The organism is Serratia sp. CY76391 (assembly GCF_052166695.1).
In the GTDB taxonomy this organism is placed as follows: domain Bacteria; phylum Pseudomonadota; class Gammaproteobacteria; order Enterobacterales; family Enterobacteriaceae; genus Serratia; species Serratia nematodiphila.
The window spans coordinates 196,224-217,193 of sequence record NZ_JBJNOJ010000007.1; the positions used below are offsets into that span (position 1 = coordinate 196,224).

Annotated in this window: 18 protein-coding genes; 11 read left to right on the forward strand and 7 right to left on the reverse strand. The window is 63.0% G+C overall.

Annotated elements, in window-relative coordinates; all coding sequences use genetic code 11:
- Positions 1-239 precede the first annotated feature (239 nt).
- From ACJ8PN_RS14215 to aac(6'), 3 genes are all read left to right on the forward strand, one after another.
- Complete coding sequence (locus tag ACJ8PN_RS14215) at positions 240-563, forward strand: pirin family protein (protein ID WP_442535042.1); 324 nt, start codon at positions 240-242, stop codon at positions 561-563.
- Entirely contained in the window at positions 469-1,047 is a 579-nt protein-coding gene (locus tag ACJ8PN_RS14220; RefSeq protein ID WP_442535019.1) for a hypothetical protein, read from the forward strand. The genes ACJ8PN_RS14215 and ACJ8PN_RS14220 overlap by 95 nt, the downstream gene beginning before the upstream one ends.
- A gap of 138 nt (positions 1,048-1,185) precedes the next feature.
- Positions 1,186-1,626: an aminoglycoside 6'-N-acetyltransferase gene (gene aac(6') / locus ACJ8PN_RS14225; RefSeq protein ID WP_004937175.1), complete on the forward strand. Its 441-nt coding sequence runs from the start codon at positions 1,186-1,188 to the stop codon at positions 1,624-1,626.
- On the opposite strand, the gene ACJ8PN_RS14230 is transcribed toward aac(6'), so the two are convergent.
- On the reverse strand, positions 1,627-2,343 hold the full coding sequence (locus ACJ8PN_RS14230; protein ID WP_015379141.1) for an HPP family protein: 717 nt from the start codon (positions 2,341-2,343) through the stop codon (positions 1,627-1,629).
- Positions 2,344-2,514: 171 nt separating this feature from the next.
- On the opposite strand from ACJ8PN_RS14230, the gene yfcF reads away from it, so the two are divergent.
- Complete coding sequence (yfcF, locus tag ACJ8PN_RS14235) at positions 2,515-3,150, forward strand: glutathione transferase (RefSeq protein ID WP_004937171.1); 636 nt, start codon at positions 2,515-2,517, stop codon at positions 3,148-3,150.
- A 74-nt stretch (positions 3,151-3,224) separates the two neighbouring features.
- Here yfcF and ACJ8PN_RS14240 read toward each other — a convergent pair whose 3' ends face one another.
- From ACJ8PN_RS14240 to ACJ8PN_RS14250, 3 genes are read right to left on the reverse strand one after another with little or no spacing between them, the layout of a single operon-like run.
- The gene (locus tag ACJ8PN_RS14240; RefSeq protein WP_004937169.1) at positions 3,225-4,466 is read right to left on the reverse strand and encodes an aromatic amino acid transport family protein; all 1,242 of its coding nucleotides are present in this window, start codon (positions 4,464-4,466) and stop codon (positions 3,225-3,227) included.
- 58 nt (positions 4,467-4,524) lie between these two features.
- A complete protein-coding gene (locus ACJ8PN_RS14245; protein ID WP_004937166.1) occupies positions 4,525-5,979 on the reverse strand; it encodes an NAD-dependent succinate-semialdehyde dehydrogenase in 1,455 nt (484 codons plus the stop codon).
- Between the two features lie 12 nt (positions 5,980-5,991).
- On the reverse strand, positions 5,992-7,257 hold the full coding sequence (locus tag ACJ8PN_RS14250; protein WP_442535020.1) for a 4-aminobutyrate--2-oxoglutarate transaminase: 1,266 nt from the start codon (positions 7,255-7,257) through the stop codon (positions 5,992-5,994).
- A 121-nt stretch (positions 7,258-7,378) separates the two neighbouring features.
- Between ACJ8PN_RS14250 and pdxR the strand changes: the two genes are divergently transcribed.
- Positions 7,379-8,851: a MocR-like pyridoxine biosynthesis transcription factor PdxR gene (gene pdxR, locus ACJ8PN_RS14255; protein WP_351108204.1), complete on the forward strand. Its 1,473-nt coding sequence runs from the start codon at positions 7,379-7,381 to the stop codon at positions 8,849-8,851.
- A gap of 22 nt (positions 8,852-8,873) precedes the next feature.
- On the opposite strand, the gene ACJ8PN_RS14260 is transcribed toward pdxR, so the two are convergent.
- Positions 8,874-10,493, reverse strand: coding sequence for an ABC-F family ATP-binding cassette domain-containing protein (locus tag ACJ8PN_RS14260; protein WP_280597701.1), 1,620 nt, complete (start codon positions 10,491-10,493; stop codon positions 8,874-8,876).
- Between the two features lie 424 nt (positions 10,494-10,917).
- Here ACJ8PN_RS14260 and ACJ8PN_RS14265 point away from each other — a divergent pair, with 424 nt between their 5' ends.
- A complete protein-coding gene (locus ACJ8PN_RS14265) occupies positions 10,918-12,939 on the forward strand; it encodes an NADPH-dependent 2,4-dienoyl-CoA reductase (protein ID WP_351108200.1) in 2,022 nt (673 codons plus the stop codon).
- A 193-nt stretch (positions 12,940-13,132) separates the two neighbouring features.
- On the opposite strand, the gene rlmG is transcribed toward ACJ8PN_RS14265, so the two are convergent.
- A complete protein-coding gene (rlmG, locus tag ACJ8PN_RS14270) occupies positions 13,133-14,272 on the reverse strand; it encodes a 23S rRNA (guanine(1835)-N(2))-methyltransferase RlmG (protein ID WP_004937157.1) in 1,140 nt (379 codons plus the stop codon).
- A gap of 149 nt (positions 14,273-14,421) precedes the next feature.
- Here rlmG and ACJ8PN_RS14275 point away from each other — a divergent pair, with 149 nt between their 5' ends.
- The 5 genes from ACJ8PN_RS14275 to sstT all read left to right on the forward strand — a co-directional run bounded on the left by ACJ8PN_RS14275 (position 14,422) and on the right by sstT (position 19,410).
- Complete coding sequence (locus ACJ8PN_RS14275; protein WP_033632026.1) at positions 14,422-14,928, forward strand: M48 metallopeptidase family protein; 507 nt, start codon at positions 14,422-14,424, stop codon at positions 14,926-14,928.
- A gap of 49 nt (positions 14,929-14,977) precedes the next feature.
- Positions 14,978-15,958: a Gfo/Idh/MocA family protein gene (locus ACJ8PN_RS14280; RefSeq protein ID WP_351108195.1), complete on the forward strand. Its 981-nt coding sequence runs from the start codon at positions 14,978-14,980 to the stop codon at positions 15,956-15,958.
- Between the two features lies 1 nt (position 15,959).
- Positions 15,960-16,691: a glutamine amidotransferase gene (locus ACJ8PN_RS14285; protein WP_351108192.1), complete on the forward strand. Its 732-nt coding sequence runs from the start codon at positions 15,960-15,962 to the stop codon at positions 16,689-16,691.
- Between the two features lie 252 nt (positions 16,692-16,943).
- Entirely contained in the window at positions 16,944-17,912 is a 969-nt protein-coding gene (locus ACJ8PN_RS14290; protein ID WP_015379153.1) for a TerC family protein, read from the forward strand.
- Between the two features lie 262 nt (positions 17,913-18,174).
- Complete coding sequence (gene sstT / locus ACJ8PN_RS14295) at positions 18,175-19,410, forward strand: serine/threonine transporter SstT (RefSeq protein ID WP_004937146.1); 1,236 nt, start codon at positions 18,175-18,177, stop codon at positions 19,408-19,410.
- A 53-nt stretch (positions 19,411-19,463) separates the two neighbouring features.
- Here the strand turns inward: sstT and ACJ8PN_RS14300 are convergent, their stop codons facing one another.
- Positions 19,464-20,951 carry a UxaA family hydrolase gene (locus tag ACJ8PN_RS14300; protein WP_351108189.1) on the reverse strand — a complete coding sequence of 496 codons (1,488 nt, stop codon included), beginning with the start codon at positions 20,949-20,951 and terminating at the stop codon, positions 19,464-19,466.
- Between the last annotated feature and the right edge of the window lie 19 nt (positions 20,952-20,970).

A 20,970-nucleotide genomic window follows, 5' to 3' on the forward strand; every position in this document is an offset into this window, starting at 1 on the left:
GGGGCCGGTTCAGAACAGCAAGAGCAGGCTCGCGGCCAGTCCCTTTTTTGGGCTGGCCACCGGCGATGTAATACCGCTCAATCCTATGGCTGTGCCGCGTACCCCGGAATTCGTTCGCGCCGGATTTGTAAACTGGAGATTCAATCATGAACACCACGTTGACCTCACCACTCGCGCCCAACCCGCGGCGTATTACACAACGCACCCGAGGCCACGGCCACGGCCCGATCACCCGACTGATGAGCCCTTCCGACCTGGGTCAGGTGCTTAAACCTTTCGTATTCCTCGATCTGTTCGAGGCGGATCAGCGCACCATGGCAATGCTGGCCAACATGCCGCTGCATCCGCATTCAGGCATAGCCACCGTGACCGTGCCGCTCGAAGGCGCTTTCCACTTCAGATCCCGCCAGCGGCGCTGTCGGGACGCTCGGCTATGGCGCGGTGGAGTGGGCGCGTGCCGGCGGTGGGATGTGGCACGGCAAGGAATTGTCCGCCACGGATACACCGCGCATCCAGGGATTCCAGCTCTGGCTGGCCCTGCCCGCCGAACTGGAAAACGGTGAACAGGAAAGCCGTTATATCGAAGCCCGGAACATGCGCCAAATCGGGCCGGCGCATATCATCGTCGGCAACCACGAAGGCGTGCAAAGCCCGGTGCCCGCGCAGGAAGGCATCAATTACTTGCTCGTCACCCTCAAACCCGGCGAAAGCTGGACTTACCTCCCGCCAGCCAAGCATTCGGTCGGCTGGCTCGCGCTGGCCAAAGGCCGGCTCAGCGCAGACGCGCCTATCAACGCGGGCGAGATGGTGGTATTCGAACCGGGGGAAATGCCCATTGAGCTTAAAGCATCCGGCAATGAAGATGCCGTATTCGTTCTCGGCTCAGCCGTGCCTCACCCGTATCCACTGCACCTCGGCGCCTATTCGGTACATACCTCAGCATCCGCGCTGGAAGCCGGCGAACGTCGCATCGCCGAACTGGGGCGCAGACTTAAAGAGGTCGGCGAGCGACGGACGGCTTCAGGTACGATCCCCGTCTTTCGATGACGTTGATGATGGGATCACAATCTGCGACGAACGATCCAGGGCAGGCTACTCACATGCGCCGACGCATCCGGCCGCTCGCTGACGGCGCAACGTGATATTATCGCCCCACTCCCTTCAGTTGCCGGATAAGGATCCCGCATGATCGTCAACTGCGACCACGACAACCTCGATGCCTGGCTGGCGCTGCGCTCGGCGCTGTGGCCCACCTGCCCGCTGGAAGAGCACCGCGCGGAGATGCACGAAATATTGGCTTCGCCGCACCACACCGCGTTTATGGCGCGAGGGCTGGACGGCGTTTTCGTTGGCTTTGCCGAGGTCGCGCTGCGCCACGATTACGTCAACGGCTGCGAATCGTCGCCGGTCGCGTTTCTGGAAGGGATTTACACCGTCGAACGCGCCCGCCGCCAGGGCTGGGCGGCGCGTTTGATCGCGCAGGTGCAAGAGTGGGCCAAGCAGCAGGGGTGCAGCGAGCTGGCGTCGGATACCGACATCGCCAATCTGGACTCCCAGCGCCTGCATGCGGCGCTGGGCTTTGCCGAAACGGAACGGGTGGTGTTTTACCGCAAAACGCTGGGCTGATCAGGCAATCTTGCTTTGCCGCTGATGCGCCAGCTGCTCGGCGCGCAGCAGGATCTCCTGCAGATCGTCCTCATCGATATCGAACAGATCCCCCTCCATCAGCGCCTCGTGCAGATCGGCGCGGGTAATGGAAACGGCATCGATCGGCAGATTGGCCGGTTTGGCCTCCGCCGGCGCCAGCGCGTGCGGGTAGCGCCGCCCGGCCAGGTTATTGAACAGAATGGCCAGCGCCGCCAGCAGCACCGAGTTCAGCAGCACCGGGTACAACACGAAGTGGTAGCCCATCTGATGAATACCGGGGCCGCCGAGGATGGCGGTCAGCGCCACCGCGCCGCCGGGTGGATGCAGGCAGCGCAGCTTGAACATCAGGCCGATGGCCACCGCCGCCGCAACGCCGCAGGCCAGGCCCGGATCGGGGATCAGCAGACCGGCGCTCACGCCCACCGTCGCCGCCAGCGCATTGCCGCCGACGATCGACCAGGGCTGCGCCAGCGGGCTGTTGGGCACGCCGAACAGCAGCACCGCCGAAGCGCCCATCGGCGCGATAAACCACAGGTTCACCTCGCCCAAAATAAAGTGGCTGATCCAGCCGGCGAGCATCAACCCCAAACCTGCGCCAACGCTGGAAATCAGCATCTCTCGTTTGCCCACCGCCAGCGGGTGCGGCCACAGGCGCGCGCATCCCACTTTCACTCGTTCTATCCACTGCGTCTTCATGTTACCCAATACGGCTCAATTCACGTGTTGGCAACAAATATATCACATCATCCTGAAGGAGCTCACGGCGCCGTAAACCGCGCCGCCCAAGAACTTTTAGGCTAACAGATTGATTTTTAGCCTCCCCTCGACAATGATGAATGTTCCCCCCTTAACCCCGAGGAACCGCCGATGTCTCAACCGATCACCGAGCTTTATACCGACAGTGAATTTTTCAGCCCGTACGCCATGTCCGCCTTTGTCGTGCTGACGGAAAAAGGCATTCCGTTCACCGTGAAGCCGGTGGATCTGGCGAAAGAAGAGAACAAAGAGGCAGCCTACGCGGCGCTGTCGCTCACCCGCCGGGTGCCGACGTTGGCGATCGGCGAGTTCCAGCTCTCGGAGTCTTCGGCGATCGCCGAATACCTGGAAGACATCCACCCGGCCCACGCCGTGTACCCGCGCGACGTGAAGCTGCGCGCCAAGGCGCGCGAGATCCAGGCCTGGTTGCGCAGCGATCTGCTGCCGATCCGCGCCGAGCGTTCGACCGAGGTAGTGTTCAACAACGGCAAGTTCCCGCCGCTGTCCGAAGCCGCGCAGGAGGCCGCGCGCAAGCTGATCGCCGCCGTCGAAAAGTTGCTGAGCCACGGGCAGGATAATCTGTTCAGGGAGTGGTGCATCGCCGACACCGATCTGGCGCTGATGCTCAACCGGCTGGTAATGCACGGCGATCCGGTGCCGGAGCGCGTGCGCCACTATGCGCACAAGCAGTGGCAGCGCCCGTCGGTGCAGGCCTGGCTGGCGCTGTCGGAAAAACGGCGCGCCTGAGGAAAAAAATCGGCGGCCACGACGCCGCCGTTCTCAATGCCGAGAAACAACATCACTGCTTGAGGGAAGGCAAATCACCATCCAGAGGGCAGATAGCCTAACAATGAAGCGATGGCGTATACCGCGCTGGCCAGGTACAGCAACACAATGCTGATCTGCAGCAGCGGGTGCGTGATCCAGTTGCACTGCCAGCGCGGGGTTTGGTCGCCATGTTTGCGCGCGCCACGCAGGATCAGCATCGGCATGATCGACAGGATCACCCCGCTGAACACCCCGGCGAAGTAGAGCGCGTTGACGAATGACACCAGCCCGCTGTAGGCCAGCGCGAACGGCGGCACCACCACCAGCAGCAGCACGCCGAAGCGGCGCAGCGGCAGCTCGTCGTTGCCCAGCCGGAACTTGTCGAAAATATTGGTCAGGAAACTGCCGCCCAACCCCCAGTACGAGGTCAGCATCGCGCACAGCGCAAAGATGTTGGCGGAGAAGAACGCCCACTGCCCCAGCGCCTGCCCCCAGGAAATGGTGGCCACGTCGGAGATGTCATCCAGCCCGCTGAGCGCGATCACCGACATCGGCACCGCCGCCAGCAAAATGAACGTCACCACCATGCCGACGATGATCGCCTTCGGCAACTGCTCCGGCTTATCGGCAAAGCCGCGCGCCATCTCCGGCACGATGTACTGCGCCGAGAAGCAGAACACCACCACGTTGAACACCGGCACCATATAGCGCCAGTCGCCGTCCAGCAGGTTGCGCATCTGAGTGGTGTCTTTCAGCAGCGTCGCCGCCACCAGCGCGGTCAACATCACCACCATGCCGATGCTGATGAACTTCTCGCCGCGGCCGATCGCTTTCAAACCGAGGTACAGCACGCCGGCGGCGGGCACGAAGAACAGCAGGCTGCCCAGCGCCGGCGAGATGCCGAACAGCGATTGCAGCAGCTTGCCGCTGCCGGTCATGTAGGCGGTAAGCGCCCCGACGCTGTTGACGCACACCGAAGCGAACATCAGCCAGGCGCCCAGGCCGCCGACATAGCGCTTCGCCAGCCCGCTCAGCTGCAGATGCGCGCGGGTGCGCAGCGTGGATTCAGCGACGTACAGCATGGTGATGGTGGTCAGGCTCCCCACCAGCACCAGCCAGAACAGCAGCGGCAGGAAACCGGCCTTGCTGGAGGCATAGGCGATGGAGAGCACCCCGGCGCCGATGTTGGTGCCGACGATCATCGCCACCCCTTCGAGGAAACTTAACGATTTGGCGGGTGCAGGTGCTCGCACCCCGGCGGCAAGCGCCGGAGAAACAGAGATATTATCAGACATGCATCATCCTTTATCGCCCGGCGACGCTGGCCGCCGGGATGGGTTAACGTCCTGACGCTCAACGGCTCACATCGATACACAGGTATTTCAGCTCCAGATATTCTTCTATCCCGTAGCGCGATCCTTCACGCCCGAGCCCTGACTGTTTCACGCCGCCGAACGGCGCCACTTCGTTGGAAATCAGCCCGGTGTTGATGCCGACCATGCCGTACTCCAGCGCTTCCGGCACCCGCCACTGGCGCGCAGCGTTCTGCGTGAACAGGTAGGCGGCCAGGCCGAATTCGGTGTCGTTGGCCATGGCGATGGCTTCCGCCTCGTCATGGAAGCGGAACAGCGGCGCCACCGGCCCGAAGGTCTCTTCTTTGGCGAAGCGCATCTTCTGCGTCACGCCGGTTACCACCGTCGGCTGGAAGAAGGTGCCGCCCAGCGCGTGCGGCTGGCCGCCGGTGGCGATCTGCGCCCCTTTGATCAGCGCGTCGTCGATGTGGCTCTGCACCTTCGCCACCGCATCGCTGTCGATCAGCGGCCCCTGAGTGGTGCCTTCCTGGCTGCCGTCGCCGACTTTCAACTGCTCGACCGCCGCCACCAGCTTCTCCGCCAGCCGCTCGTAGATGCCGTCCTGCACGTAGATCCGGTTGGCGCACACGCAGGTCTGGCCGCTGTTGCGGAACTTGGAGGCCATGATGCCCGCCACCGCCGCGTCCAGATTGGCGTCGTCGAACACGATAACAGGCGCATTGCCGCCCAGCTCCAGCGACAGTTTCTTGATGCTCGGCGCGCACTGCGCCATCAGGATGCGGCCGACCTCGGTCGAACCGGTAAAGCTCAGCTTGCGCACCACCGGGCTGTCGCACAACACCTTGCCCACCTGCGCCGCTTCCCCAGTCACCACCTGCAACACGCCGGCGGGAATGCCGGCGTCCTGCGCCAGCTTGGCCAGCGCCAGCGCGGTCAGCGGCGTTTGCTCGGCCGGTTTGACGATGATGGCGCAGCCCGCCGCCAGCGCCGGCGCCACCTTGCGGGTGATCATCGCCGCCGGGAAGTTCCACGGGGTGATGGCCGCGCACACCCCGATCGGCTGCTTCACCACCACCAGGCGCTGCGAAGCCTGCGGCGCCTGCAATACCGCGCCATCCACCCGCTTGGCCTCTTCGGCGAACCAGGTGATGAACGACGCGGCGTAGGCCACTTCGCCGCGCGCTTCCGCCAGCGATTTGCCCTGCTCGGCGGTCATCAGCTGCGCCAGATCTTCCTGCGCGGCCAGCACCTTATCAGCCCAGGCCAACAGCAGCGCGGAACGCTGCTTGGCGGTCAGCTGTTTCCAGTCGTTTTGCGCCCGCTGCGCCGCCGCGATCGCCTGCTGAGTTTCCTCTTCGCTGACCAGCGGAATGCTGGCCAGTTCGGCGCCGGTGGCCGGGTTGATCACCGCTTCGCGCTTGCCGCTCAGGGCGTCGCACCATTCGCCGTTGATCAGACACTGGCTGCGCAACAGCTCGGGATTGTTCAATTTCATGCCGTTCGCTCCTTAGTGGGCCAGCGCGCGGGACAGGATGCCCATCGCCTTGGTGAACTGATCGTCCGGGATAGTCAGTGGGTAGAGGAAACGGATCACGTTGCCGTTCACGCCGCAGCTCAGCAGCAGCAGCCCTTCCTCCATCGCCTTCTGCTGCACCTGATGGGTGATCTCCGCCGAAGGCTTGCCGGTAGCCGGATCGTTGAACTCCACCGCCACCATCGACCCCTGCGCGCGCACATCGGCGATCGCCGGGCTGGTTTTGCGCGCCTGCTGAAGCACTTCCACCAGGTGCTGACCCAAGCGCTGAGCGCGCTGGCACAGCTGCTCCTCTTCAATCACGTCCAGCACCGCGTGCGCGGCGGCCACCGCCAGCGGGTTACCAGCGTAGGTGCCGCCCAGCCCGCCCGGCGCCGGCGCGTCCATCACCTCGGCGCGGCCCGCCACCGCCGACAGCGGCATGCCGCCCGCCAGGCTTTTCGCCATGGTGATCAAATCGGGCTTAACGCTGTAGTGTTCCATGGCGAACAGCTTGCCGGTGCGGGCGAAGCCGGTCTGCACTTCATCGGCGATCAGCAGAATGCCGTGCTGGTCGCACAGCGTGCGCAGCGCCTGCATGAAATCGGCCGGCGCCACGTTGAAGCCGCCCTCGCCCTGCACCGGCTCCAGCACGATCGCCGCCACCTGCTTGGGATCGATATCCGCTTTAAACAGGCGGTCCAGGCTGTTCATCGCGTCTTCGGTGGTCACGCCGTACAGCGCGTTCGGGTACTGGCCGTGGAACACCGAGCCGGGGAATGGGCCAAAGCCCAGTTTGTAAGGCGCCACTTTGCCGGTCAGCGCCATGGTCATATAGGTGCGGCCGTGGAAACCGCCGCCGAAGGTGATCAACCCCGGGCGGCCGGTGTAAGCGCGGGCGATCTTCACCGCGTTTTCCACCGCTTCCGCGCCGGTGGTGAAGAAGGCGGTTTTACACGGACCGGCGATCGGCGCGCGCTGGTTGATGCGCTCCGCCAGCGAGACATAGCTTTCGTAAGGAACGATCTGATAGGCGGTGTGAGTAAAGGCCTGCAGCTGCTTTTCAATCGCGGCGATCACCTTCGGGTGACGGTGGCCGGTGTTCAGCACGGCAATCCCCGAGGCGAAGTCGATCACTTCTTTGCCTTCCACATCCCACAGCGTGGCGTTCTCTGCGCGCTCGGCGTAAAAACCACACATCACGCCCACTCCGCGCGGGGTGGCGTCCTGACGGCGTTGGTTCAATTCTGCGTTTTTCATGCTGTTCTCTCCGGTCGGTGCCAGTTACACGTTTCGTTCACATTCGTGAAACAATGCCGTTTATTTACACAGGATGTGGCCCTATAATCGAGTGCCAGTTACGAATAATTGAGGGATCCAATTGCGCTCATTGAGTGGTGATCTGTTGCTGCAGCGCCTCGGCGAACAGCCTGATGACAAGCTGCACAAGCGGCTTTACAACGCGATCCGCACCAGCATTCTCGACGGCAGTCTGCCGCCCTCCAGCCGCCTGCCCGCCTCGCGCGACCTGGCGCAGGAGCTCAGCCTGTCACGCAACACCGTGTTAACCGTTTATGAACAACTGTTGGCGGAAGGCTACGTGTCGGCGCGCGCCGGCAGTGGCACCTTCGTCGCTGACACGGTGCCGGACAGCTGCCTGTCCACCGGCGGCGCCCCGGCGGACGGCAGCGGGCAACCGCGGCGCGTCGAACTGTCGGAGCGCGGCGCCACGCTGCTGCACCACGCCAGCGCCAGCCCCAAACAGTGGGGGGCATTCATTCCCGGCGTGCCCGACGTCAACGCCTTTCCTCATCAGTTGTTCAGCAAGATCCAGGCGCGCCTCAGCCGCCGCCCGGCGCCGCAGCGGCTGACCTACAGCAATCAGGGCGGCAGCCCGGAGCTGCAGCATGCGTTGGTGGAGTATTTGCGGGTGGCGCGCTCGGTACGCTGCTCGCCGGAACAGATCCTGATCACCGAGGGCATCCATCAGGCGATCGATCTGGTGACGCGCATGTTGTGCAATCCGGGGGATGACGCCTGGATCGAAGAGCCGGGCTATTGGGGGATCCGCAATATCCTGCGCATCAATGCGCTGAACATCTGCCCGCTGGCGGTGGACGAGGCCGGGCTGGTGCCGCCGGAGCAGCCGACCAACCCACCGCGGCTGATCTTCGTCACCCCGTCGCACCAGTATCCGCTCGGCTCGGTGATGAGCCTGGCGCGCCGCCAACGGCTGCTGGCGCTGGCGCGCAACGCCGGCGGTTGGATCGTCGAGGACGACTACGACAGCGAATTCCGCTTTTCCGGCCAGCCGATCCCGGCGTTGCAAGGGCTGGAAGCCGACGCGCCGGTGATCTACATCGGCACCTTCAGCAAAACGCTCTACCCGGCGCTGCGCCTCGGCTATGTGGTGTTGCCGCCGCCGCTGGTGCAGGCGCTGAAAACCGCCCATGCCGAGCTGTATCGCGGCGGGCACCTGCTGATCCAGAGCGCGCTGGCGGAGTTTATTCAGGAGGGGCACTATACGGCGCATATCCGCCGCATGCGGTTGCTGTATGCCCGGCGGCGCGCCTTCCTGACCGGGTTGATCGAACAACACCTCGGCAAGCAGGCGCTCAGCGAGTTCAACAGCAACGCCGGCTTGCACCTGATCCTCAACCTGCCGGACGAGGCCGACGACGTGGCGATCGCCGCCGCCGCCGGCGCGCGCGGGGTGCTGGTGCGGCCGCTGTCGCGCTACTACATGCTGCCCAACCGCCGGCGCGGCCTGCTGATGGGCTTTGCCTGCGTGCCGGAAGAGCAAATGGCCGCCGCCTTCACCCAGCTGCTGGCGTGCATCAACGCCCCGCACTAGGTCAGAGCGCCGCCCGCCTGCCTCACCAGGCCTGAAGCCGCCAGCCGTCCGCTTGCCTGCTCAGGCGGTGCGTCGGCCTCAGCGCCTGCAGGAAGTCTTCGTCGTGCGACACCACCAGCATCGCGCCGGGGAAATCCGCCAGCGCGGTTTCGATCGCCAGCGACGACGCCAGATCCAGGTGGTTGGTCGGCTCGTCGAGCAACAGCAGCTGCGCCGGTTGTCGCCGCCAGAGCGCACAGGCCAGCGCCGCCTTCAGCCGTTCTCCGCCGCTCAGCGAGCCCAGCGGCAACGCGATGCGATCAGCGCCAAGCTGCAGCTGCGCCAGCCGGGTGCGCAACGCCCCTTCCGCCAGCGGCGAATCCTGTAGCCCCAGATGTTCCATCACCGACAGGCCCGGATCGAGCTGCGACAGGGTTTGATCGAGGTAGGCCGTCGACAGCGGGCAATGACAATGGCCGGAAAGCGCCGTCAGCTGCCCGAGAAGGGTCTTCAGCAAGGTGGATTTTCCGCAGCCGTTGGGGCCGGTCAACGCCACGCGCATCGGGCCGTCGATCCGCAAATCCAGCGGCGGCGCGCTGACGAACGGCAACTGCAGCCGCTCGAGCACCAGCACCTGCTTGTTCGCGTTCACTTCACTGCCCGGCAGCGCCAGCAACACCGGCGGTTCCTCCTCCACCCGCTGATAGGCTTCACGCACCGCCGCATCGAGGCTGTCGCGCCGATCCTGATGCTGTTTGCGCAGCGTGCCGAGGCTCTCCTTCGCCGCCGACTTGTAGGCCACCCGTTCGAAAGAGGCGATATTCAGCGTATCGACGACGCGCAGCGTTTGCGCCGAGCGCCGCTGGCTCATGTCGTGCTCTTTCTGTTGGCGAGCGCGGGTGCGGCGGCGCTCCTCGCGCGCATGCTCCAGATCGGCGCGCGCCGCCTGCTGCTCCGTATCGCGCTGGCGCCGGTAGTCCTCATAGTTGCCGCCGTAGCTGCGCAGCGCGCCGGGCGTCAGTTCGACGATGCGCTCCATGCGCCCCAGCAGCTGCCGGTCATGGCTGGCGATCAGCAGCCCGCCCCGCCACTGATCCAGCTGCTGATACAGCCAGGCGCGGCCGGCGCTGTCGAGGTGGTTGGTCGGTTCGTCCAGCAGCAGAAAATCCGCCTCGCCGAGCAAGGCGCCGCACAGCGACGCGCGCATCCGCTCGCCGCCGCTCAGCGAACTGGCGGATCGCAACGGATCGAAAGCCGGCAACCCGGCGGCGGCAAAGGCGTTTTGCAGACGATCGTGAAGATCCCAGCGCCCTTCCAGACGATCGATATCGTCCGCCAACGGCCTCCCCTGCTCGAGACGCGCCAGCGCGGCGAACGCCTCGCCATAACCCAACAGCTGGGCCAGCGTGGTGTCCGCGGCGATCTCCGGCTGCTGTGCAACGTAAGCTACTGCGGCATGAGATTCGACGTGCCCGTTGCCCGGTTGATCCAGCCCGGCGATCAGGCGCAGCAGCTGGGTTTTGCCAACGCCGTTGCGCCCTACCAGGCCGCAGCGCTGCCGGTCGAAAGCGAGATCCAGCGGGCCGAACAGCGTTTCGCCGTCAGCAAATTGGCAAGTCAGTTGATGTAAAACGAAATAAGGGGACTGCGCTGAATGAGCCATAAGCACTCCTGAATGAGATCAAAACATCCCCACAGGGCGCGAGAGCGCACGGCGTGGGACCCGATATCAACAGGCGTGGTTGTTCATTTTCGGTTATGGCTCCGCAGAGAGAAGGTATTTACAACGCGTAAAGGCTAACCGATCTTTTGTTCGTTATGCAAACAGAGTCTGAGATTCATGACATCTATCACATTCGGCGCAACGCAGATTCCCAAGCGGCGCGACAACGGCTAGATTTATCTCATCCGACCACTTGTGTTCACATAATAATAACAGATGCTCATCCCCAATCGCTTTCAACCTGCAGCTAGGCGGCAAGTTCGGGCGTTCCCAGGAGCTTACTCAAGTAAGTGACTGGGGCGAGCGAACGCAGGCAACAACGCTGCAGGTTGAAAGAGGCGGGGGATGAACGATGGAGAGTGCAATGAGCAATTACCCTCACCTGCTGGCGCCGCTGGATCTCGGCTTCACCACCCTGAAAAACCGGGTGCTGATGGGATCGATGCATACCGGCCTGGAAGAGCTGCCCGACGGCCCGCAGCGCCTGGCCGCGTTCTATGCCGAGCGCGCCGCCGCCGGCGTGGCGCTGATCGTCACCGGCGGCATTGCCCCGAACGAACAGGGCGTGGTATTTCGCGGCGGTTCGCTCCTCAACAGCGAGGCGCAATTGCCCCACCACCGCCCGGTGACCGAGGCCGTCCATCAGGCGGGCGGCAAAATTGCGCTGCAGATCCTGCACACCGGCCGCTACAGCTATCAACCTAAACTGGTGGCCCCTTCCGCGCTGCAGGCGCCGATCAACCCGTTTACGCCGAGCGCGCTCAGCGAAGCGGAGATTGAGCAAACCATCGCCGATTTCGCCCGCTGTGCGGCGCTGGCGCAGCAGGCCGGCTACGACGGCGTTGAGGTGATGGGTTCCGAAGGCTATCTGATCAACCAATTCTTGACGACGCGCACCAACCAGCGCGACGACCAATGGGGCGGCAGCTTCAGCAATCGCATGCGCTTCGCCGTCGAGACCGTCAGGGCGGTGCGCCAGGCGGTGGGCCCGGAATTCATTTTGATCTACCGGCTATCGATGCTCGACCTGGTGGAAGACGGCTCCAGCTGGCAAGAGATCGAACAGCTGGCGCTGGCGGTCGAACAGGCGGGCGCCACCATTATCAATACCGGCATCGGCTGGCACGAGGCGCGTATTCCGACCATCGCCACCATGGTGCCGCGCGCCGGATTCAGCTGGGTGACCCGCAAGCTGATGGGCAAGGTCAGCATCCCGCTGATCACCACCAACCGCATCAACGATCCGGCGGTGGCCGAGCAGGTGCTGGCGGACAGCTGCGCCGATATGGTGTCGATGGCGCGCCCGTTCCTCGCCGACGCCGCCTTTGTGCAAAAAGCCGCCGAAGGGCGCGCCGACGAGATCAATACCTGCATCGGTTGCAACCAGGCCTGTCTCGACCAGATTTTTGAAGGCAAGCTGACTTCCTGTCTGGTCAACCCGCGCGCCTGCCGCGAAACCGAAATGCCGCTGAAGATGGCGGAAAAACCGAAAAAACTGGCGGTGGTCGGCGCCGGCCCTGCCGGGCTGGCCTTCGCCACCACCGCCGCCAGCCGTGGCCATCAGGTGACGCTGTTCGACGCCGCCGAGCAGATCGGCGGCCAGTTCAACATCGCCAAGCAGATCCCCGGCAAGGAAGAATTCCATGAAACGCTGCGTTATTTCCGCCGCCAGCTGGCGCTGCGTGAAGTGACGGTCAGGCTGGGCGTCAAGGTCGAAGCGGCGGATTTAAGCGAATTCGATGAGGTGATCCTCGCCTGCGGCATCGTGCCGCGCACCCCGGACATCCCCGGCATCGGGCACGCCAAGGTGCTGAGCTATCTGGACGTGCTGCGCGATAAAAAACCGGTCGGCCAGCGGGTGGCGATCGTCGGCGCCGGCGGCATCGGCTTCGATACCGCCGAGTACCTCAGCCAGCACGGCGTCTCCAGCAGCCTGGATCAGGCGGAATTCAACCGCGAATGGGGCATCGACGGGCGCCTCGAACAGCGCGGCGGGCTGGCTGAGCAAGGCCCGCAGGCGCCGCGCGCCGCCCGGCAAATCTACCTGTTGCAGCGTAAAACCAGCAAGGTGGGCGAAGGCCTGGGCAAAACCACCGGTTGGATCCACCGCGCCAGCCTGGCGATGCGCGGCGTGAAGATGCTCAACAGCGTCAGCTATCGGCTGATCGACGACGAAGGGCTGCACATCACCCGCGCCGAGCAAGACAGCTGCCTGCCGGTGGACACGGTGGTCATTTGCGCCGGGCAGGAACCGCGCCGCGAACTGCAGCAACCACTGCTGGCGATGGGGAAAACCGTGCACCTGATCGGCGGTGCCGACGTGGCCGCCGAGCTGGACGCCCGCCGCGCGATCGATCAGGGTACGCGGTTGGCGATGGCGCTGTAAAAAAGGGGCGCCCGGCGCCCCTGATATTGATGACAAACCTCATCCCCATGCCGGGTTGGCAGAGAGCAGCGAATAGAGAACAAGGAAAATCAATTTATTGATTTTCGGCTGATATCCACAAAGGGGGAAAAACCACGCTTTTCCCCCTTTGTCTACAGTCTGAGGGGCGCCCGGCGCCCCTTGTTATTCACGCTCAGCGACGCGCGCCGGATTTCACCGCTCGAAGGATCACGAACTTCTTGTTCGAGGCCACCAGCGTGCAGTTGCCGAACAGGCGCTTGAGCTTCTGGTGATAGTCGAGATGACGGTTGCCGACGATGCGCAGTTCGCCGCCCACTTGCAGGCAGCGCTTGGCGTCGCAGAACATCTGCCAGGCGGTGTGATCGGTAATGGCGTGTTGCTGGTGGAACGGCGGGTTGCACAGCACCGCCTGCACGCTTTCGCGCTCGATGCCCGCCAGCGCGTTGTTCACCTCAAACTGGCAACGGTCCAGCTCTTGCGGCAGGTTGTGCTCCACGTTCAGCTCGCTGGAGGCCACCGCCATGTAGGATTCATCGACGAAAGTCACCTGCGCTTCCGGGTTTTGCGCCAGCGCCGTCAGGCCAATCACGCCGTTGCCGCAGCCCAGATCGACGATATGGCCGTTCAGGCCGCGCGGCAGATGCTCCATAAACAGGCGCGCACCGATATCCAGGCTGCCACGCGAGAAGACGTTGGCGTGGTTGTGGATAAGCCAATCGGTGCCGTCCAGCGCCCAGTTGGTGGTTTCCGCTGCCGCCGGCGGGACGATGTCCGCCGCCTGGCAGAAGATCAGGCGCGCCTTCTTCCATGCCAGGCTGGTGCGCGTTGGGCCCAGCACCTTTTCAAACAGCTGCATCGTCGAGGTGTGCACGTCGCGCGCTTTGGCGCCGGCAACGATCAGCGTGTCTTCGGTCACGACGTGGCGCAGCGCGCGCAGCTGTTGTTCCAGCAGCGCCAGCGCTTTCGGCACGCGAATCAGCACCACCGCCGGCGCCGCCGGCAGCTCGGCCAGGCTGTCCAGCAGCGTGACCTGCTCGGGATCCAGACCGTTGAGCTTGAGGTTGTGGCGCGTCGCCAGCTGGCTCATGTACGAGTCGCTGACGCTGTAAGGGCGATGCGCGTGCAACGCACAGGCCAGGGTGCCGAAGTTATCGTTGAAAATCAGCACCGGGCGGCCGCCGATATCTACGTTTTCAAGCTGTTGCAGCAGATATTCGTCCGCCGCTTCCCACGCCTGCAGTTGGGTGGATTCTTCCTGTTGGGGATAACGCTCCAGCTCAAGTTGCTGTGTTCCCAGATCGAGTTGGCTCATTGCCCCTCCTGACTGATAAAATTTGGGCTGTTTATCCCCTAAAAACGCCCGTCAGTAAAATGTTTTTTCGGATAAATTGCGTATGTCAGGATTTGAGCGAAAAAACAGCATAGAATGGCCGGCTGAATGGCCGTTGATACGGAACAAGAATGTCTGAATTGACCTACCTGCAAGGCTACCCGGCGCATCTGCAAAGCCAGGTGCAGCAACTGATCCACCAGAACCGGCTGGGAGACGTGCTGCTGCAGCGCTATCCGCAGGTGCATGACTGCACCACCGACAAGTCGCTGTATCAGTTTACCGTCGATCTGAAAAATCAGTATCTGCGCAACGCCCAGCCGCTGAGCAAGGTGGCCTATGACAGCAAGATCCACGTCATGAAGCACGCGCTGGGCCTGCACACCGCCATCTCGCGCGTGCAGGGCGGCAAGCTGAAGGCCAAGGCGGAAATCCGCGTGGCGACGGTGTTCAAGGTCGCGCCTGAGCCGTTCCTGCGCATGATCGTAGTGCATGAGCTGGCGCACCTGAAAGAGAAAGATCACAACAAGGCGTTTTACAGCCTGTGCTGCCATATGGAGCCCGATTATCACCAGTTGGAGTTCGATACCCGGCTGTATCTGACGCACCTTTCGCTGTTCGGCGAGCTGTATGCATAGCGAGTGAGGGCGTGATAATCTGCGGTTTTAGGCTGGACCGGAGCTCGCTATGATTCGCTTTGCCGTCGTCGGCACCAACTGGATTACGGAACGTTTTATCGATGCCGCCCATGAAAGCGGCAAACTCAAGCTGAGCGCCGTGTATTCACGCTCGCTGGAGCAGGCGCAGGCGTTTGGCGCCAACTATCAGGTCACGCAGTTTTTCGACTCGCTCGAGGCAATGGCCCAGTCCGATGCCATAGACGCGGTGTATATCGCCAGCCCCAATTCCCTGCACTGCCCGCAATCGCTGCTGTTCCTGCGCCATAAAAAGCACGTGATCTGCGAAAAACCGCTGGCCTCCAACCAGCGCGAAGCGGAACAGCTGGTAGCCTGCGCGCGGGAAAACCAGGTGGTGCTGTTCGAGGCGTTCAAAAGCGCCTATCTGCCGAATTTTCTGACGCTGCAACAGGCATTGCCGAACGTCGGCCGGCTGCGCAAAGCCTTCATCAACTATTGCCAATACTCTTCGCGCTACCCGCGCTACCTGGCCGGCGAGAACCCCAACACCTTTAACCCGCAGTTCTCCAACGGCTCGATCATGGATATCGGCTACTACTGCCTGGCCAGCGCGGTAGCGCTGTTCGGCGCGCCGCAGTCGGTGCTCGCCAGCGCCACACTGCTCGATACCGGCGTTGACGCCCACGGCACCGTCTGCCTGAACTACGGTGATTTCGACGTCACGCTTTCCCATTCCAAGGTCAGCGACTCGGCGATCCCCAGCGAGATCCAGGGGGAGGAAGGCACGCTGATTATCGACAAGATTTCCGAGTGCCAGGGCGTGGCGCTGACGCCGCGCGGCGGCAACCGCCAGGATCTGAGCCAGCCGCAGCACATCAACACCATGCTGTATGAGGCGCTGGCCTTTGCCGAGCTGGTTGAACAGCATCAGGTGGAACATCCGGGGCTGGAGAATTCGCTGATCGTCGCCCGCCTGCTGACCGACATCCGCCGCCAGACCGGCGTTGTCTTCCCCGCCGACGGAGAATGAGATGAAACCGCTGCTCGTGATGCAAACCGGCGACGCGCCGCAGGCCATTCGTCAGGAACTGGCCAACTTTGAAGGCATGTTCCTGCAACAGGGCAATATCGACGCCGAACGCGCGCACATCGTGCACCTGCCCGCAGGCGAACGGCCGTTGCCGCCTGCCGCCTATTGCGGCGTAGTCATCACCGGCTCGCCGGCGATGGTGACCGAACGGCTGCCGTGGAGCGAGGAAGCCGCCGAATGGCTGCGCCAGGCGATGGCGGTCAAACTGCCGCTGTTCGGCGTCTGCTACGGCCATCAGCTGTTGGCCTACGCGCTCGGCGGCGAAGTGGGTTACCACCCGCAGGGCATGGAGGTCGGCACGCTGGAGATCGAACTGCTGCCCGCCGCGGCCGACGATCGGCGGCTCACCCTGCTGCCGCCGCGCTTCAAGGCCAACCTGATCCACTCGCAGAGCGTGCTGACGCCGCCCGCCGGCGCGCAGACGCTGGCGCGTTCGCAGCAGGACGCACACCAGATCCTGCGCTATGGCGATCACGCCCTGACCACCCAGTTTCACCCGGAATTCAACGGCGCGGTGATGAGCCGGTATCTGCAGTGGCTCGGCGAGCTGCATCCCGAGCAGCAGGCCCGCTACCAACAGCAACAACAACAGGTTAGCGACACGCCATTCAGCCGCCTGCTGCTGCAGGGATTCGTCGTCAGCCTCGGCGCGCAAAAAGCGATGGCCGGTTAACGCGATTCACGTTGACCGCCGACACATTTTGCATTACTTTCTGCTCTGCAAAGGGGAGTAACTTCATTGCCGGTCAATCGTCATTACGATGCGCAAGCATCCGGTTACCGGGCAACCTGATGTCAAAGGTGTAACCACCTTCATCAACGTTGTAAGTGAGACCTTGCCGGAAGGCGAGGTTTGCTTGCAGCGTTCACAGAGCGGCTGGCGTCTTCCGACGTTGGCCGTTTTTGTTTTTGAAGGATACCTCTGATGATGAATTCCGTTGGCACACCGTGGTTATGGGGCAGCTTTGCCGCCGTCATAGTCGTGATGCTCGCAATCGATCTCCTGTTGCAGGGCCGTAAAGGCGCGCACACCATGACTATGAAGCAGGCCGCCAGCTGGTCGCTGGTGTGGGTCAGCCTCTCCCTGCTGTTCAACTTCGGTTTCTGGTACTACCTGAATGAAACCGCCGGGCGCGCCGTCGCCGATACCCAGGCGCTGGCCTTCCTGACCGGCTACCTGATCGAAAAAGCGCTGGCGGTGGATAATGTGTTCGTCTGGCTGATGCTGTTCAGCTACTTCGCCGTACCGGCCAACCTGCAACGGCGGGTGCTGATCTACGGCGTGCTGGGGGCGATCGTGCTGCGTACCATCATGATCTTCGCCGGCAGTTGGCTGGTCAGCCAGTTCCAGTGGCTGCTGTATCTGTTCGGCGCTTTCCTGCTGTTCACCGGTATTAAAATGGCGCTGGCGAAGGAAGATGACTCGGCGATCGGCGACAAACCGCTGGTGAAATGGCTGCGCAGCCGCTTGCGCATGACCGACAGCCTGGAAGGCGAGCGTTTCTTCGTGCGCCGCAACGGCATTCTGTTCGCCACCCCGCTGGTGCTGGTGCTGATCCTGGTGGAACTGAGCGACGTGATTTTCGCGGTGGACAGCATTCCGGCTATCTTCGCCGTGACCACCGATCCGTTCATCGTCCTGACCTCCAACCTGTTTGCCATCATGGGCCTGCGCGCCATGTACTTCCTGCTGGCCAACGTAGCGGAACGGTTCTCGATGCTGAAATACGGCCTGTCGGTGATCCTGGTATTTATCGGCATCAAGATGCTGATTATCGACTTCTTCCACATCCCGATCGGCGTTTCGCTCGGCGTGGTGGCGGGCATCCTGACGTTCACCTTGCTGATCAACGCCTGGGTCAATCACCGCAACGATCGCCTGGCGAAGAAATAACCACAATCTGTTATCCGGGGCGCTAGTCGCCCCGTGATTGTTTGGCAATTCCCCCAAAACGCCAAACGTTATTGCGATCACACAAATGTAACCAGTATGTTATCAAGTGTTGATCCGCGCTCAGAATTTCACCCTCGCCTCTTTCCAACATCATTCGATTGCTGAATACTGATTCGGCAAACACACTTAGTTACAGAATCATATAAAGCTGCCCGGCGTCGTTCCCGCCGCGGCGGCCAGATAACATCAGGAAGAAAGCACTATGCAAAAACTACTACAAAAGATCACGCAGGGCAGCCTGGTCAAACAAATCATGGTCGGCCTGGTGGCCGGCATTCTGGTGGCGCTGGTTTCACCGGCGGCCGCAGCGGCGGTCGGCCTGCTCGGCACCCTGTTCGTCGGCGCGCTGAAAGCGGTGGCGCCGGTGCTGGTGCTGATTCTGGTCATGGCCTCGATCGCCAACCATAAACAGGGGCAGAAGACCAACATTCGCCCGATCCTGTTCCTCTACCTGCTGGGCACCTTTGCCGCCGCGCTGGTGGCGGTGGTCGTCAGCTTTATCTTCCCTTCCACGCTGGCGCTGACCACCGGCGCGACGGACATTACCCCGCCGGGCGGCATTGTGGAGGTAATGAAGGGCCTGTTGATGAGCGTGGTGGCCAACCCGTTCCATGCGCTGATTAACGCCAACTACATCGGCATTCTGGCCTGGGCCGTCGGTCTGGGGCTGGCGCTGCGCCACGCTTCCGAGACCACCAAGGGGCTGATCAACGACATGTCCCATGCGGTCACTCTGGTGGTGCGCGCGGTGATCCGCTGTGCGCCGCTCGGCATCTTCGGCCTGGTGGCCTCCACGCTGGCGGAAACCGGCTTCGGCGCGCTGTGGGGCTACGCCCAGCTGCTGATGGTGCTGCTTGGCTGCATGCTGCTGGTGGCGCTGGTGCTCAACCCGTTGATCGTTTACTGGAAGATCCGCCGCAACCCGTATCCGCTGGTGTTCGCCTGCCTGCGCGAGAGCGGCGTGACCGCCTTCTTCACCCGCAGCTCGGCCGCCAACATCCCGGTGAACATGGAGCTGTGCAAAAAGCTGAATCTGAATGAGGACACCTACTCGGTTTCCATCCCGCTGGGCGCCACCATCAACATGGCCGGCGCGGCGATCACCATCACCGTGTTGACGCTGGCGGCGGTAAACACGCTGGGCATCGCGGTGGACGTCCCGACCGCCCTGCTGTTGAGCGTGGTGGCGGCCCTCTGCGCCTGCGGCGCCTCCGGCGTGGCCGGCGGTTCGCTGTTGCTGATCCCACTGGCGTGCAACATGTTCGGCATTCCGAACGACGTGGCGATGCAGGTGGTGGCGGTCGGCTTTATCATCGGCGTCCTGCAGGATTCGGCGGAAACCGCCCTCAACTCCTCTACCGACGTACTGTTCACTGCCGCGGCCTGCCAGGCGGAAGACCAGCGGCTGGCGAACGAAGATCCGCTGAAGGTGCGTTAATCGCGCGTTGCTTCATCAAAAAGGCGCTCCTTCGAGCGCCTTTTTTGTCAGCCTTACAGCGTCACCCCGCTTTTAAAGATCGCCAGCTCGCGGAAGTCGTTGGTTTCATTACGCGCCAGACGCCCGTTGGCGATCTCGACAATCAGATCGATGAAGCGGCTGAGCAACGTCTCCATCGCCACGCCGTGGATCAGGCCGCCGGCGTCAAAATCGATCCAGTGCGGTTTCTTCGCCGCCAGCTCGCTGTTGGTCGCCAGCTTTACCGTCGGCACAAAGCCGCCGTACGGCGTGCCGCGCCCGGTGCTGAACAGCACCATATGGCAGCCGGCGCCGGCCAGCGCGCTGGTCGCCACGGCGTCGTTGCCCGGCGCGCTGAGCAGATTCAGCCCCGGCACACGCAGCCGCTCGCCGTATTTCAGCACGTCCACCACCTGGCTTAGCCCCGCCTTTTGGGTGCAGCCGAGCGATTTCTCCTCCAGCGTGGTGATGCCGCCGGCCTTGTTGCCCGGCGACGGGTTCTCATAAATCGGCTGCTGATGGGCGATGAAATAGCGTTTGAAATCGTTGATCATGTCGACGGTTTTGTCGAAGGTCTCCCCATCGCGGCAGCGGCTCATCAGAATGCGCTCGGCGCCGAACATCTCCGGCACTTCGGTCAGCACCGTGGTGCCGCCGTTGGCGATCACATAATCGGAGAACCGCCCCAGCAGCGGGTTAGCGGTGATACCCGACAATCCGTCCGAACCGCCGCACTCCAGGCCGAACTTCAACTCGCTCAGGCGGCCCGGCTCACGGCGATCGAGGCGCATCTCCCGGTACAGCTCGTGCAACAGCGCCAGCCCGGCTTCCACTTCGTCGTCCTGCTGTTGGCACACCATAAAGCGCAGCCGTCGCTCGTCCTCTATCCCCAACGTGGCGCGAAAGGCATCCACCTGATTGTTCTCGCAACCCAGCCCGATCACCAGCACCGCGCCGGCGTTGGGATGGCGCGCCAGGTTCTGCAGCATGATGCGGGTGTTGGCATGATCCTGCCCCAGCTGCGAGCAGCCGAACGGGTGACTGAACAGATGCACGCCGTCGATCCCCTCTGCCTGCGTTTGCTGCAAAAAGCGTTGCTGGATCTGGCGAGCGATACCGTTGACGCAACCGACGGTCGGCACGATCCACAGCTCATTGCGGATCCCCACTTCGCCGCCGGCCCGTCGGTACAACTGCACCTCGCGATCCGCGGCCTGCGGCGGCAACGTCGGGAATTGCGGCTGGTAACGGTAGCTGTCCAGATCGCTCAGGTTGGTTTTGGCGTTTTGCGAATGAATATGCTCCCCCGGCCCGATGGCCGCGAGCGCATGGCCGATCGGCTGGCCATATTTGATGATGTCTTCGCCCTCGGCGATCGGGTCGAGCGCAAATTTGTGCCCGCGCGCCACCGGCTGCGCCAGTTGGATGACCGCGCCTTCCAGCTCAACGCACTCTCCGGCAGCCAGATCACGCAGCGCCACCGCCACGTTATCCTGCTCGTGAATCTTTATCGTACTTTGCATAAACCGGTCCCGGATAACG

Bases quoted from the DNA above. Each gene is read 5' to 3' on its own strand.
- ACJ8PN_RS14215 (WP_442535042.1), top strand. From the start codon at position 240: ATGAGCCCTTCCGACCTGGGTCAGGTGCTTAAACCTTTCGTATTCCTC.
- ACJ8PN_RS14220 (WP_442535019.1), top strand. From the start codon at position 469: ATGTGGCACGGCAAGGAATTGTCCGCCACGGATACACCGCGCATCCAG.
- ACJ8PN_RS14230 (WP_015379141.1), bottom strand. From the start codon at position 2,343: ATGAAGACGCAGTGGATAGAACGAGTGAAAGTGGGATGCGCGCGCCTG.
- yfcF (WP_004937171.1), top strand. From the start codon at position 2,515: ATGTCTCAACCGATCACCGAGCTTTATACCGACAGTGAATTTTTCAGC.
- ACJ8PN_RS14240 (WP_004937169.1), bottom strand. From the start codon at position 4,466: ATGTCTGATAATATCTCTGTTTCTCCGGCGCTTGCCGCCGGGGTGCGA.
- ACJ8PN_RS14245 (WP_004937166.1), bottom strand. From the start codon at position 5,979: ATGAAATTGAACAATCCCGAGCTGTTGCGCAGCCAGTGTCTGATCAAC.
- ACJ8PN_RS14250 (WP_442535020.1), bottom strand. From the start codon at position 7,257: ATGAAAAACGCAGAATTGAACCAACGCCGTCAGGACGCCACCCCGCGC.
- ACJ8PN_RS14260 (WP_280597701.1), bottom strand. From the start codon at position 10,493: ATGGCTCATTCAGCGCAGTCCCCTTATTTCGTTTTACATCAACTGACT.
- ACJ8PN_RS14265 (WP_351108200.1), top strand. From the start codon at position 10,918: ATGAGCAATTACCCTCACCTGCTGGCGCCGCTGGATCTCGGCTTCACC.
- rlmG (WP_004937157.1), bottom strand. From the start codon at position 14,272: ATGAGCCAACTCGATCTGGGAACACAGCAACTTGAGCTGGAGCGTTAT.
- ACJ8PN_RS14275 (WP_033632026.1), top strand. From the start codon at position 14,422: ATGTCTGAATTGACCTACCTGCAAGGCTACCCGGCGCATCTGCAAAGC.
- ACJ8PN_RS14280 (WP_351108195.1), top strand. From the start codon at position 14,978: ATGATTCGCTTTGCCGTCGTCGGCACCAACTGGATTACGGAACGTTTT.
- ACJ8PN_RS14285 (WP_351108192.1), top strand. From the start codon at position 15,960: ATGAAACCGCTGCTCGTGATGCAAACCGGCGACGCGCCGCAGGCCATT.
- ACJ8PN_RS14290 (WP_015379153.1), top strand. From the start codon at position 16,944: ATGATGAATTCCGTTGGCACACCGTGGTTATGGGGCAGCTTTGCCGCC.
- sstT (WP_004937146.1), top strand. From the start codon at position 18,175: ATGCAAAAACTACTACAAAAGATCACGCAGGGCAGCCTGGTCAAACAA.
- ACJ8PN_RS14300 (WP_351108189.1), bottom strand. From the start codon at position 20,951: ATGCAAAGTACGATAAAGATTCACGAGCAGGATAACGTGGCGGTGGCG.